The sequence below is a fragment of the Methylobacterium sp. WL64 genome, from assembly GCF_008039945.1.
Classification (GTDB): domain Bacteria; phylum Pseudomonadota; class Alphaproteobacteria; order Rhizobiales; family Beijerinckiaceae; genus Methylobacterium.
Window position 1 is genome coordinate 1 of the sequence record NZ_VRVA01000009.1, and the last position, 12,034, is coordinate 12,034.

Here is a 12,034-nt window from a genome sequence, read left to right on the forward strand (position 1 = left end):
CCTAAACCGGCCCGCCGACCCCCAGACCCGCATCGCCGAGCCGTCCCCGCCCATGTCCCACAAGAAATCGTTCCAGGGGCTGATCCTGACGCTGCAGGAGTTCTGGGCCGCGCAGGGCTGCGTGATCCTCCAGCCTTACGACATGGAGGTCGGCGCCGGCACGTTCCATCCGGCGACGACGCTGCGCGCGCTCGGCCCGAAGCCCTGGAAGGCCGCCTATGTCCAGCCGTCGCGCCGGCCCAAGGACGGCCGCTACGGCGAGAATCCCAACCGGCTCCAGCATTATTACCAGTTCCAGGTGATCCTGAAGCCGAACCCGCCCAACCTCCAGGAACTCTACCTCGCCTCCCTCGACGCGATCGGGGTCGACCTGAAGCTCCACGATATCCGCTTCGTCGAGGACGATTGGGAGAGCCCGACGCTCGGCGCCTGGGGCCTCGGCTGGGAATGCTGGTGCGACGGGATGGAGGTCAGCCAGTTCACCTACTTCCAGCAGGTGGCGGGCTTCGAATGCGCGCCCGTGGCCGGCGAGCTGACCTACGGCCTCGAGCGGCTCGCCATGTACGTCCAGGGTGTCGAGAACGTCTACGACCTCGACTTCAACGGCGCCGAGGGCGCGGACCGGATCACCTACGGCGACGTGTTCCTGCAGGCCGAGCAGGAATATTCCCGGCACAACTTCGAGGCGGCCGACACCGCGATGCTGTTCCGCCAGTTCACCGACGCGGAGGCCGCCTGCCGGTCCTATCTCGACGCCGGCGCGCCCGCCGCCGAGACCGAGCGCCACCGCATGGCGCAACCGGCCTACGACCAGTGCATCAAGGCGAGCCACGTCTTCAACCTGCTCGACGCCCGCGGGGTCATCTCGGTCACCGAGCGCCAGAGCTACATCCTGCGGGTGCGGGAACTCGCCAAGGCCTGCGGCGCGGCGTGGCTCAAGACGGCGGCCGGTGGAGCCCCTTGAGCCCTCGCGCGTTGCAACCCCCGCCAATCGGCGCGTTTCGGCGCGTCCGCAGACGCGGGAATCCCATGATGAAAAAGACCCTCCTCGCCCTCGGCGTCCTCGCGTTCGGTCTCGCCCCGGCGCTCGCGGCCGATCCCGGCCCGGAGGCTGTGGTCAAGAAGCTCTATGCGGAGCCGCGCCCGAATCACTCGGCCGTCTACACCAAGCGCCTGCAGGGCCTGTTCGACGCCGATGTCAAGCAGGCCAACGGCGCCACCGGCAGCCTCGACTTCGATTACCGCCTGAACGGCGAGCCCCTGAAGCCCGATACCGTGAAGGCCCTGACCTTCAAGGAGGCCACGGAGGGCAAGGACCAGGCGAAGGTCACGGTGGAGCGCAAGGGCGGGGACGGCTCGAAATCCATCGTCTTCGACCTCGTGCGCGAGGACGGCGCCTGGCGGGTGTCGGACGCCCACGCGATCGGCGATCGCAAGTGGCAGCTCACCACCATCCTGAAGGGCGAGGCGCAATAAGAGCTTCTCACAAAACTCCCGATCACCGGGAGTTCTTATCTGGCAGCGACGGCGCAGCGGGAGATTTGTGAGAGGTTCTCAGGACGGCCCCGGCCGTTCGACCCTCGACAGGCCAGCGGCGCGGCGATATGGCCGCGCCATGCCCGACCTCCTGCTCGAACTCCGCTCGGAAGAGATCCCCGCCCGCATGCAGCGGCGCGCGGCGGAGGATCTGAAGAAACTCGTCACCGACGCGCTGGTCGAGCGCGGCTTCCTGTACGAGGGCGCCAAGGCGTTCTCGACGCCGCGCCGCCTCGCCCTGCACATCGCCGCCCTGCCCGCCCGCGGCGAGGCCGTGCGCGAGGAGCGCCGCGGGCCGCGGGTCGGCGCCCCCGAGGCCGCCGTCCAAGGCTTCCTGAAGGGCGCCGGCCTTGCGAGCCTGGACGAGGCCCAACGAATCACCGACCCCAAGAAAGGGGAATTCTACCTCGCGGTGATCGAGCGCCCGGGCCGCGAGACCCTGGACGTGCTGGCCGAGCTCCTGCCCGAAATCATCCGGAGCTTCCCCTGGCCGAAGGCGATGCGCTGGGGCGCGGCCTCCGCCCAATCCGGCGCCCTGCGCTGGGTACGGCCGCTGCAATCGATCGTCGCGACCTTCGGGCCGGAGACCGAGACCCCCGAGGTGGTGCCGTTCGCGGTCAGTGGCATCGCGGCCGGGACCGTCACCTACGGCCATCGCTTCCTGGCGCCCGGACCGATCGAGGTGCGCCGGTTCGACGACTACATCCAGGCCCTGGAGCGCGCGAAGGTCATCCTCGACGCCGACCGGCGCAAGGACGTGATCCTGCACGATGCCCGCGACCTTGCCTTCGCCCGCGGCCTCGACCTCGTGGAGGACGAGGGCCTGCTGGAGGAGGTGTCCGGCCTGGTCGAATGGCCCGTGGTGCTGATGGGCTCCTTCGACGACGCCTTCCTCGACATCCCGGCCGAGGCGATCCGGGCGACCATCCGGGCGAACCAGAAGTGCTTCGTCCTGCGCAAATCCGGCTCGGAGGATCTGGCCCCCGCGTTCATCCTGGTCTCGAATCTGGTGGCCTCGGATGGCGGGCTGGCGATCACCGCCGGCAACGAGCGCGTGGTGCGGGCGCGCCTGTCGGACGCAAAATTCTTCTGGGAGACCGACAAGGCGATCCGCCTGGACGACCGGCTGCCCAAGCTCGACAGCATCGTCTTCCACGAAAAGCTCGGGACGCAGGGTGAGCGGATCGCCCGTATCGCCGCCCTGGCGAAGGAGCTGGCGCCCCTGGTCGGGGCCGACCCGGCGCTCGCCGAGCGCGCTGCCCGCCTCGCCAAGGCCGACCTCGTCACCGAGATGGTCGGCGAGTTCCCGGAGCTTCAGGGCCTGATGGGCGGCAAATACGCGGCGCTCCAGGGCGAGCACGGAAGCGTCTGCGCGGCTATCGAGGAGCATTACAAGCCGGTCGGCCCCTCCGACCGGGTGCCGAGCGATCCGGTCTCGATCGCCGTGGCGCTGGCCGACAAGCTCGACACGCTGGTGGGCTTTTGGGCGATCGACGAGAAGCCGACGGGGAGCAAGGACCCATATGCGCTGCGAAGAGCGGCGTTGGGTGTGATTCGGTATGTGCTCAATGGGCTCCGCCTGAATCTCGTTAACATTTTCGACGCGCATTCTGATCTGGTTTGCAAGTCTATAAACGCGACAGCAAGTGCCAAAGCGTCTCCTGGAGGCAATGCTGTCGGGCATGGTCGTGGTCTAATCGATTGGGGCGGACGAACTGCAGATATCAGCAGCATTGATCTTCTCGCCTTCTTCGCCGACCGCCTCAAGGTCTACCTGCGCGACCAGGGCGCCCGGCACGACCTGATCGACGCGGTCTTCGCGCTGCCCGGGCAGGACGACCTGCTGATGGTGGTGCGCCGGGTCGAGGCCCTGCAGGCCTTCCTGGAGACCGAGGACGGCAAGAACCTGCTGGCCGGGGTCAAGCGCGCCTCGAACATCCTGCGGATCGAGGAGAAAAAGGACGGCCGCGCCTACGATGCCGCGCCCGATTCCGCGCTGGCCGCGTCCGGTGAGCCGGCCGAGCGGGCGCTCGCCGAGGCCCTGGCGGGCGCCGCCGCGACGGCATCGCACGCCATCGCGAACGAGGACTTCGCCGGCGCGATGCGGGCGCTCTCGACCCTGCGCGCGCCGGTCGACGCCTTCTTCCAGGATGTCACCGTCAACGCGCCCGATCCGGGCTTGCGCGAGAACCGCCTGCTGCTGCTCAACGCGCTACGCGCCGCGACCCGCGCGGTGGCGGATTTCTCGAAGATCGAGGGATAGCACCCCTTCTCCCCGCAGGTGGGGCGACGGGACGCGCGGCCCCCGTCCCGTCACCCATGATCGTGCCCGGCATGGTCGTCCACCTCCGGCAGGGTCAGCCCGAAATGGGTGACGAGATCCGCCACCTGTCCCGGGCTCAACTGCCGCGGGTTGAGGTTGCGAAGTAACAGATAAAGCTTGGCGGTCTCCTCCAGCTCCTCGGTGGCGAACACCGCGCCCTCCAGGCTGTCGCCGGCCACCACCGGACCGTGATTGGCGAGCAGCACCGAGCTGTACCGGCCGGCGAGCCCCCGGATCGCGTCCGCCACCGCGGGGTCGCCGGGGCGATAATACGGCACCAGCGCGGTGCCCCCGGTGCGCATCAGGTAATAGGGCGTCAGCGGCGGCAGCACCTGGCGCGGGTCGATCTCGGGCAGCATCGAGACCGCCACCGCGTGGGTGGAGTGCAGGTGCACGATCGCCTTGGCCTCGCCCCGGCTCTCGTAGAGCGCAGTGTGCAGCGGGATTTCCTTGGTCGGCTTGTCGCCCGAGATCAGCCGGCCATCCTGGTCGAGCCGCGAGATCCGGGCGGGGTCGAGGAAGCCCAGCGACGCGTTGGTCGGCGTCACCAGCCAGCCGCCGTCGGGCAGGCGCAGCGAGATGTTGCCGGAGGAGCCCGGCGTCAGGCCGCGCTCGAACAGCGAGCGGCCGTAGCGGCAGATTTGTTCACGCAACGCCGTCTCGCTCATGCGGTCGCTCCCTCGATCAGCTCGAATCCGAGATCGATTCTTTTGGGACTTTCACCCATCAGGCAGATGGCCGCCTGCCGGCCGATCTCCAGGCGCGGGGTGCGCACCGTCGACAAGGGCTGGGGCATCGCCGCCGTGAAGTCGAGCCCGTTGAAGCCGAACAGGGCGATCCGCCCCGGCACCGCCAGCCCTGCCGACAGGCAAGCGAAGTAGCCCCCGAGCGCCATGTCGTCGTTGGAGAAGTAGACCGCGTCGAGGTCCGGACGGCGCGCCAGCAGCGTCTCCAGCCCGGCCCGCCCCGAGGCCGGCGAGGACGGCCCCGGCCGGATTTCTCGGGCCTGGAGCGCCAGGCCCGCTTCGCCCAGGGCAGCCTCGAACCCGGCCAGTCGCTTGCCCGCCCTCAGGTCGACCGCAAGGTCGTGGCCGAGATAGGCGATGCGGCGATACCCGCGGAGCGCGAGATGCCGGGCGCTCGCCGCCCCCACCGCCCGGTTGGAGAAGCCGACCACGGCGTCGATCCCGGGCCCGTCCGTGTCGATCATCTCGACCACGCGCACGCCCCCGGCCTTCGCCAGGGCCACGGTCCCGGGATTGTGCTCCAGCCCGGTCAGCAACAGCGCGGCCGGGCGCCAGGACAGCAGCGCGGCGGCCAGCGCCTCCTCCCGGTCGGGATCGTAGTCGCTCACCCCGATCACGCACTGGATGCCCTCGGCCTCCAGCGCCCCGGTCAGCCCGCGCAGCAGGTCGGGGAACACCACGTTGGCGAGCGACGGCACGATCACCCCGGCGAGCTGTGCGCTCGCGCCGGGACCGGCGAGGCTGCCGGCGAGGCGGTTGGGCACGTAGCCGAGCCGGGCCACGGCCTCGGCCACCCGCTCCCCGGCCCGCTTCGAATAGGAGCCGTGGTTGCGCAGTACCCGCGAGACCGTGCTCTCGCCGACCCCCGCCGCCCGGGCGACGTCGGTGAGCGTCACGAGCCGCCCCGGCGGCTGGAATGCATCCATCTCCCGGCTTCTCCCGGCCATTTTCGCGTCTCCGCCTCGCCTCCCGCCCAAGGCCCTCATCCTGAGGCCTCCGCTGCGCTTCGGCACCTCTGGATGGGGGGTGGATTGGATGCAGGGCTCCCGTTCGGCGGCGCCTTATGCCCCGCCATAGCGGCCTGCATTATTTCGCACAAGCCGGATTGGCAGCGCTGCCAAAAGCCGTTACAGCCCCCGTCAGCGCCGCCGGAACGAGCGGTGAAAACTATTATCCGTCCGCCTCCCGCGGGGTGCGGACCAGGGAGTACGCCGATGTCGGTTCAAGCCGCCCCGCTGCGGGGCGCGGCCCTCGCGGACGAGAAGACTTTTACCGACCGCACCTACGCGAAGGTGTTCTGGCGCCTCGTGCCGTTCCTGATGCTCTGCTACGTGGTGGCGTATCTGGACCGGGTGAATGTCGGCTTCGCCAAGCTCCAGATGTCCCAGGAGCTCAAGTTCTCCGAGACGGTCTACGGCCTCGGCGCCGGCATTTTCTTTCTGGGCTACTTCCTGTTCGAGGTGCCATCGAACGTGATCCTGCACCGGGTCGGTGCCCGGGTCTGGATCGCCCGGATCATGATCACCTGGGGGTTGATCTCCGGCGCGTTCGTGTTCGTGAACTCGGAATGGACCTTCTACGGGATGCGCTTCCTGCTCGGGTTGGCCGAGGCCGGGTTCTACCCGGGCGTGATCCTGTACACGACGCAGTGGTTCCCGGCCCATCGCCGCGCCAGGGTGATCGCGGTGTTCATGGCGGCGATCCCGATCTCGGGTATCTTCGGCAACCCGCTCTCCGGCTGGATCATGGACGCGTTCAACGGCGCCCACGGCCTGTCCGGCTGGCAATGGATGTTCCTGATCGAGGCCGTGCCGGCCGTGCTGATCGGCGTCGCCGTGTTCCTCTACCTCGACAACCGTCCGTCCGAGGCCAAGTGGCTGACCGACACCGAGAAGCAGGTGCTGGCGCGGGACATCGCCGCCGACAATCACGGCAAGGAATCCAGCCCGCACTCGATCGCGACCGTGTTCCGCAACGGCCGCGTCTGGTTCATGAGCTTGATCTACTTCGCCTTCGTCACCGGCCAGTACGGCCTGACCTTCTGGCTGCCGACCATCGTCAAGGCGTCCGGGGTGCAGGGCAACCTCAATATCGGCCTGATCAGCGCGATCCCGTTCCTGTGCGCGGCCGTCGTGATGGTCCTGCTGGGCTTGAGCGCCGACCGGATGCGCGAGCGCCGCTGGCATCTCATCGTCCCGGCGCTGGTCGGGGCCGTCGGCTTCGTGGTCTCGGCGAGCGCGGGCTCGACCACGGTCGCGGTGGCGGCCCTTTCGGTGGCGGCGGCCGGCGTGCTGACCTGCTCGCCCCTGTTCTGGTCCCTGCCCACCGCCTTCCTGAGCGGCGCCGGCGCGGCTGCCGGTATCGCGCTGATCAACTCGGTGGGGAACCTCGCCGGCTTCGTCAGCCCCTACGTGATCGGGGCGCTGCGCGACGCCACCGGCAGCACCGCGGCCGGCATGTACGCGCTGGCGGTGATGCTGGTGGTCGGCTCGGCCTGCGTGTTCGTCACCCCGGCCAGGATGGTCAACCGCTGAGGGTCTTTCCCCCCCCCTCTCCACACGGGGGAGGAGAGCGCGCTTCGCCCTGCGCTGCCGCCTCACCTGTCCCGTCATCAAGAGCAGGACCTAACCCGATGGCCAACACCACGCAGACAGGCCGCGCCGCGGTGATCGGCCTCGGCTCCATGGGCTCCGGCATGGCAGGCTCGCTCCTGCGCGCCGGCTTCTCCGTGTCCGCCTGCGACGTGAACCCGGAGGCCGTCGCCCGATTCCGGGATGCGGGCGGCACTGCCGCGGCCGATCCGTCCGATGCGGCACGGGGCGCCGACGTGGTGGTGAGCGTGGTCGTCAACGCCGCCCAGACCGAGGCGGTGCTGTTCGGCGAGGCCGGCGCCGCCGCGGCGATGCCCGAAGGCGCCGTGTTCGTGTCCTCGGCGACCATGGATCCGGCCGTCGCCCGGGCACTGGCGGCGCGGCTGGAGGCCACCGGCCGCCATTATCTCGACGCCCCGATGAGCGGCGGCGCCGCCCGCGCGGCGGATGGCGGCCTGACCTTCCTGGCCTCGGGCTCGGCGGCGGCCTTCGCCAAGGCCCGCCCCGCCCTCAATGCCATGGCGGGCACGCTCTACGAACTCGGCGACGCGGCCGGCCAGGGTGCGGCCTTCAAGATGATCAACCAGCTGCTCGCCGGCGTGCACATCGCCGCCGCCTGCGAGGCGATGGCCTTCGCGGCCAAGCAGGGCCTCGATCTGGCCCGCGTCTACGAGGTGATCACCAAGTCGGCCGGCAATTCCTGGATGTTCGAGAACCGGGTGCCCCACATCCTGGACGCCGACTACGCGCCGAAGAGCGCGGTCGACATCTTCGTCAAGGACCTCGGCATCGTGCAGGACATGGCCCGGGCCGAGAAATACCCGGTCCCGGTGGCTGCGGCGGCGCTCCAGATGTTCCTGATGGCATCCGGCGCCGGCATGGGCCGGGACGACGACGCGTCCGTGGCGCGGCTCTACGCGCAGGTCTCGGGCGCCAAGTTGCCGGGGCAGAAGTAACCGGATCGAGCGCAGGGAGTCCGAAAAAAATGCCGCGCTTTGCCGCCAATCTCAGCCTGATGTTCAACGAGGTGCCGTTCCTCGACCGCTTCGAGGCGGCGGCCCGTGCCGGGTTCGACGCCGTCGAGTTCCTGTTTCCCTACGAACACCCGCCCGCGGCCATCGCCGAGCGGCTTCGGGCGAACGGCCTGACCCAGGCGCTGTTCAACCTGCCGCCGGGCGATTTCGCCAAGGGCGAGCGCGGCTTGGCGGCGTTTCCCGAGCGCTTCGATGAACTGAGGGCCGGCGTCGACACGGCGCTCCGCTACGCCGAGGCGACCGGCGTCGCCCGGCTGCACCTGATGGCGGGCTTGGCCGACCCGAACGATCCGCGCGCCGCGGAGGCCTATCGCCGGGCGGTGGCCTGGACGGCGGAGCGCCTGGGCGCGGCGGGCCTCGACCTCGTGCTCGAGCCGATCAACGGCCGCAACATGCCGGGCTACTTCCTGAACGATTTCGGCCGGGCCGCGGACCTGATCCGCGCGCTGGCTCTGCCGAACCTCAAGCTGCAGTTCGACCTCTACCATTGCCAGATCCTGCACGGGGACGTGACCATGCGGCTGCGCGCGCTGATGCCGATCGTCGGCCATGTCCAGACCGCGAGCGTGCCCGAGCGTCACGAACCCGGCACCGGCGAGATGAACGACGCGTTCCTGTTCGACGAGCTGGACCGGCTCGCCTACGCCGGCTTCGTCGGCTGCGAGTACATCCCGGCCGCCGACACCGTGGCCGGCCTCGGCTGGCTCGCCGCCTACAAAGGGAGTGCCCGATGAGCCTTGCACTGGGATGCGTCGCCGACGACTACACGGGCGCCTCGGACCTCGCCAACACCCTGACCAAGGCGGGCCTGCGCACGATCCAGACCATCGGCGTGCCGACGGATGACCGTGCCCTGCCGGAGGCCGACGCGGTGGTGGTGGCGCTCAAGAGCCGCTCGATCCCGGCCGGCGAGGCCGTGGCGCGCTCCCGCGAAGCGGACGGCTGGCTGCGCGCCCGGGGCGCCGCCCACGTCATGTTCAAGGTCTGCTCGACCTTCGATTCGACGGAGGCCGGCAACATCGGTCCGGTCATGGATGCCCTGCGGACGGATGCCGGGGAGCCGATCGCCCTGGTCACCCCGGCTTTCCCGGAGACGGGGCGGAGCGTCTACCAGGGCAACCTGTTCGTCGGCTCCGTGCCCCTGAACGAGAGCCCGCTTAAGGATCATCCGCTCAACCCCATGCGCGATGCCAACCTTGTGCGCGTGCTGGCACGACAAAGCGCGGGCCCGGTTGGCCTCGTCGACACCGCCACGGTGGCCCGCGGCGCCGAGGCCGTGGCGGCCCGGCTCGACGTCCTGGCGGCGGAGGGCAAGCAGGCGGCCATCGCGGACGCGATCTTCGACAACGACCTCGAAACGCTCGGCCGGGCGATCCTCGCGAAACGGTTCTCGGTGGGCGCCTCGGGGCTCGGGTTGGGGCTCGCCCGCGCCCTCGTGGCCGACAGGCGCGGCACCCCGGACGCGGCCGGCGGCGCCCTCGGCGAACCGGTGGGCGGGGCCGCGGCGTGCCTTGCCGGCAGCTGCTCCCAGGCGACCCTCCAGCAGATCGCCGCCGCGGAGGCGCTGATGCCGGTGCTGCGCCTCGACACGGCGGCCCTGCTCGGCGGCGCCGATGCGGTGGCGCGCGTGGTCGGCGAGGCCCTGGCCTTCGCTGAAGAACGCCTGGCCGCCGGCCCGGTGCTGATCGCCTCCTCGGCGACCCCCGAGGCGGTGCGTGCCCTCCAGGCCGAGCACGGGATCGACGCGACCGGCCACGCCATCGAGGCGGCGCTGGCCGCCATCGCCGAGGGGCTGGTCGCCCGCGGCGTGCGCCGGCTCGTGGTGGCGGGTGGCGAGACTTCGGGCGCCGTGGTCGACCGGCTCGGTCTCCGGGCGTTCCTGGTCGGCCCCGAGATCGCCGCGGGCGTGCCGATCCTGCGTACCGCCGGCCGGCCGGAGCCGATGCTGCTCGCCCTGAAATCCGGCAATTTCGGCGGGCCCGACTTCTTCGGGCGCGCCCTGGACATGATGGCCTGACGCGGCAAACCACCAAGCATCATCCCGAGAGCGGTGGCGCCGGCTTTCGAACAACGATGATGCGTCACTAAAAAATCTAGGGCTTTGCCCTGGAGCAGGAGGTTACCCATGCACGCCCTGATTCTCGGTGCCGCCGGCATGATCGGCCGCCGCCTTGTCGATGCCTTGGTCGCGGACGGCACGGTAGGCGGCGCGCCGCTCACCGCCCTTACCCTGCTCGACGTGGTGCCGCCCACGGCGCCCGCGGGCTTCTCCGGGCCGGTGAAGGCCGAGGCCGCGGACCTCACCGCCCCGGGCGCCGCCGAATCCGCCATCGCCGAGCGTCCGGAGGTGATCTTCCACCTCGCCGCGGTGGTCTCGGGCGAGGCCGAGGCGAACCTGGAGCTCGGCTACCGGGTCAACCTGGACGGGACGCGGCTGCTGCTCGACGCGATCCGCCGGGCCAACGCCGCCGACGGCTACCGGCCGAAGCTGGTCTTCACCTCGTCGCTCGCGGTGTTCGGGCCGCCCTTCCCGAAGGTGATCCCGGACGATTACATCCTGCGTCCGGCCTCCTCGTACGGGGTCCAGAAGGCCATGGGCGAGCTGATGCTCGCCGACTACGCCCGGCGCGGCTTCCTGGACGGGATCGGGTTGCGGCTGCCGACCATCTGCGTGCGCCCGGGCAAGCCCAACAAGGCGGCCTCGGGCTTCTTCTCCGGGATCATCCGCGAGCCGCTGGCCGGCCAGGAGGCGGTGCTGCCGGTCCCAGAGACGGTGCGGCACTGGTTCGCCAGCCCCGCCGCCGCGGTCGGCTTCCTGGTCCATGCGGCGGGGCTCGACCGCGCGGCGATCGGCTTGCGGATCAGCCTGACCATGCCGGGCGTCTCCGCGACCGTGGCCGAGGAGATCGAGGCCCTGCGGCGGGTGGCCGGCGACAAGGCCGTGGCGCTGATCCGGCGCGAGCCGGACGCGACCATCGCCCGGATCGTCTCCTCCTGGCCTGAGGCGTTCGAGCCGGAGGCGGCCCTGGCGCTCGGCTTCCGGGCGGACGCCTCCTTCGACGCGATCGTGGCGCAGCACGTGGCGGAGTTCCACGCCGGCTGAGGCGTCATCGGGCCAGGGCGGAGCGGATATCCCTCTGGGGGAAATCGTCGCCGACGAACAGCGGCGGCACGCCGTGGGCCTGCGCGCAGGCATCGGCGAAGCCGTCGCCGAGGTTCGGCCGGGCGGGGTGGCGGCCCGTGCCGAAGCGGGCATGGGCGGTCAGGGCCTCGCGGCTTTCTGGCGCGCCGATCGGGACGATTTGGATACCGCGCGCAATAAGAAAGCGCAGGATCTGCGATACCGAGGCTGCCAGATCCTGGGCGAGCTTCCGCGTGAGGGCTGTGGCCGTCTCGAACACCCCCAAAGCTGATGTGATCGGCATCTCGGACCCGTCGAGGCAGCGAACCAGGTCGCCGGCCCCCGGCTCGTCCGACAGGATCGCGACCATCGCGGACGCATCGACGAACATCACTCGTCGTTCAGGCTGTCGTGGAACGCTTTGTCGGCGTCCAGGCCCGTGCGCGGGATCGCTGCAAGCTCGTCGAGCAACGGCTTCAGCCGCTCGGCGAGCGGCACCCGCGGCTCCTGGCGCGCCAACTCGTTCGTCCGCGCGATCCGCACCGCTTCGGTCTTGCTCGCGCCGGCGCGCGAGGCCAGTGTCTCGGCGAGTCGGTTCACCGCTTCGCTGCGGATGTTGAGCGGCATGACCGTCCCCGTGTAGAGATCCGAAAGGCTGGTGTGTCGCCACGGGTGCCGCAAGC

General features: G+C 70.3%; 12 protein-coding genes. 8 read left to right on the plus strand and 4 right to left on the minus strand.

Annotated features, from left to right (window positions below; genetic code table 11):
- The first annotated feature begins 52 nt into the window (after positions 1-52).
- From FV242_RS06885 to glyS, 3 genes are all read left to right on the plus strand, one after another.
- Positions 53-964: a glycine--tRNA ligase subunit alpha gene (locus FV242_RS06885; protein WP_147855523.1), complete on the plus strand. Its 912-nt coding sequence runs from the start codon at positions 53-55 to the stop codon at positions 962-964.
- Positions 965-1,032: 68 nt separating this feature from the next.
- Entirely contained in the window at positions 1,033-1,476 is a 444-nt protein-coding gene (locus FV242_RS06890) for a hypothetical protein (RefSeq protein WP_147938411.1), read from the plus strand.
- 139 nt (positions 1,477-1,615) lie between these two features.
- The gene (glyS, locus tag FV242_RS06895) at positions 1,616-3,799 is read left to right on the plus strand and encodes a glycine--tRNA ligase subunit beta (RefSeq protein WP_147938412.1); all 2,184 of its coding nucleotides are present in this window, start codon (positions 1,616-1,618) and stop codon (positions 3,797-3,799) included.
- 50 nt (positions 3,800-3,849) lie between these two features.
- Here glyS and FV242_RS06900 read toward each other — a convergent pair whose 3' ends face one another.
- Complete coding sequence (locus FV242_RS06900) at positions 3,850-4,527, minus strand: aldolase (RefSeq protein WP_147938413.1); 678 nt, start codon at positions 4,525-4,527, stop codon at positions 3,850-3,852.
- Positions 4,524-5,531, minus strand: a complete 1,008-nt coding sequence (locus FV242_RS06905; RefSeq protein WP_147938414.1) for a LacI family DNA-binding transcriptional regulator — start codon at positions 5,529-5,531, stop codon at positions 4,524-4,526. The genes FV242_RS06900 and FV242_RS06905 overlap by 4 nt, the downstream gene beginning before the upstream one ends.
- A 288-nt stretch (positions 5,532-5,819) precedes the next feature.
- Here FV242_RS06905 and FV242_RS06910 point away from each other — a divergent pair, with 288 nt between their 5' ends.
- The 5 genes from FV242_RS06910 (at position 5,820) to denD (ending at position 11,333) form a co-directional block, all read left to right on the plus strand.
- Positions 5,820-7,139, plus strand: coding sequence for an MFS transporter (locus tag FV242_RS06910; protein ID WP_147938415.1), 1,320 nt, complete (start codon positions 5,820-5,822; stop codon positions 7,137-7,139).
- A 98-nt stretch (positions 7,140-7,237) separates the two neighbouring features.
- Positions 7,238-8,152 carry an L-threonate dehydrogenase gene (ltnD, locus tag FV242_RS06915; protein WP_147938416.1) on the plus strand — a complete coding sequence of 305 codons (915 nt, stop codon included), beginning with the start codon at positions 7,238-7,240 and terminating at the stop codon, positions 8,150-8,152.
- Between the two features lie 29 nt (positions 8,153-8,181).
- The gene (gene otnI / locus FV242_RS06920) at positions 8,182-8,964 is read left to right on the plus strand and encodes a 2-oxo-tetronate isomerase (protein WP_147938417.1); all 783 of its coding nucleotides are present in this window, start codon (positions 8,182-8,184) and stop codon (positions 8,962-8,964) included.
- Positions 8,961-10,247 carry a 3-oxo-tetronate kinase gene (gene otnK, locus FV242_RS06925; RefSeq protein ID WP_147938418.1) on the plus strand — a complete coding sequence of 429 codons (1,287 nt, stop codon included), beginning with the start codon at positions 8,961-8,963 and terminating at the stop codon, positions 10,245-10,247. The genes otnI and otnK overlap by 4 nt, the downstream gene beginning before the upstream one ends.
- A gap of 108 nt (positions 10,248-10,355) precedes the next feature.
- Positions 10,356-11,333, plus strand: coding sequence for a D-erythronate dehydrogenase (gene denD / locus FV242_RS06930; protein WP_147938419.1), 978 nt, complete (start codon positions 10,356-10,358; stop codon positions 11,331-11,333).
- Positions 11,334-11,337: 4 nt separating this feature from the next.
- Here denD and FV242_RS06935 read toward each other — a convergent pair whose 3' ends face one another.
- A complete protein-coding gene (locus FV242_RS06935) occupies positions 11,338-11,742 on the minus strand; it encodes a type II toxin-antitoxin system VapC family toxin (protein ID WP_147938420.1) in 405 nt (134 codons plus the stop codon).
- Entirely contained in the window at positions 11,742-11,978 is a 237-nt protein-coding gene (locus tag FV242_RS06940) for a type II toxin-antitoxin system VapB family antitoxin (RefSeq protein ID WP_147938421.1), read from the minus strand. Before FV242_RS06940 ends, FV242_RS06935 begins: the two co-directional genes overlap by 1 nt.
- Positions 11,979-12,034: the final 56 nt, after the last annotated feature.

Coding starts and splice junctions, on each gene's coding strand:
- otnI (WP_147938417.1), top strand. CDS start 8,182: ATGCCGCGCTTTGCCGCCAATCTCAGCCTGATGTTCAACGAGGTGCCG.
- ltnD (WP_147938416.1), top strand. CDS start 7,238: ATGGCCAACACCACGCAGACAGGCCGCGCCGCGGTGATCGGCCTCGGC.
- FV242_RS06910 (WP_147938415.1), top strand. CDS start 5,820: ATGTCGGTTCAAGCCGCCCCGCTGCGGGGCGCGGCCCTCGCGGACGAG.
- FV242_RS06905 (WP_147938414.1), bottom strand. CDS start 5,531: ATGGATGCATTCCAGCCGCCGGGGCGGCTCGTGACGCTCACCGACGTC.
- denD (WP_147938419.1), top strand. CDS start 10,356: ATGCACGCCCTGATTCTCGGTGCCGCCGGCATGATCGGCCGCCGCCTT.
- FV242_RS06900 (WP_147938413.1), bottom strand. CDS start 4,527: ATGAGCGAGACGGCGTTGCGTGAACAAATCTGCCGCTACGGCCGCTCG.
- FV242_RS06890 (WP_147938411.1), top strand. CDS start 1,033: ATGAAAAAGACCCTCCTCGCCCTCGGCGTCCTCGCGTTCGGTCTCGCC.
- glyS (WP_147938412.1), top strand. CDS start 1,616: ATGCCCGACCTCCTGCTCGAACTCCGCTCGGAAGAGATCCCCGCCCGC.
- FV242_RS06885 (WP_147855523.1), top strand. CDS start 53: ATGTCCCACAAGAAATCGTTCCAGGGGCTGATCCTGACGCTGCAGGAG.
- FV242_RS06935 (WP_147938420.1), bottom strand. CDS start 11,742: ATGTTCGTCGATGCGTCCGCGATGGTCGCGATCCTGTCGGACGAGCCG.
- FV242_RS06940 (WP_147938421.1), bottom strand. CDS start 11,978: ATGCCGCTCAACATCCGCAGCGAAGCGGTGAACCGACTCGCCGAGACA.
- otnK (WP_147938418.1), top strand. CDS start 8,961: ATGAGCCTTGCACTGGGATGCGTCGCCGACGACTACACGGGCGCCTCG.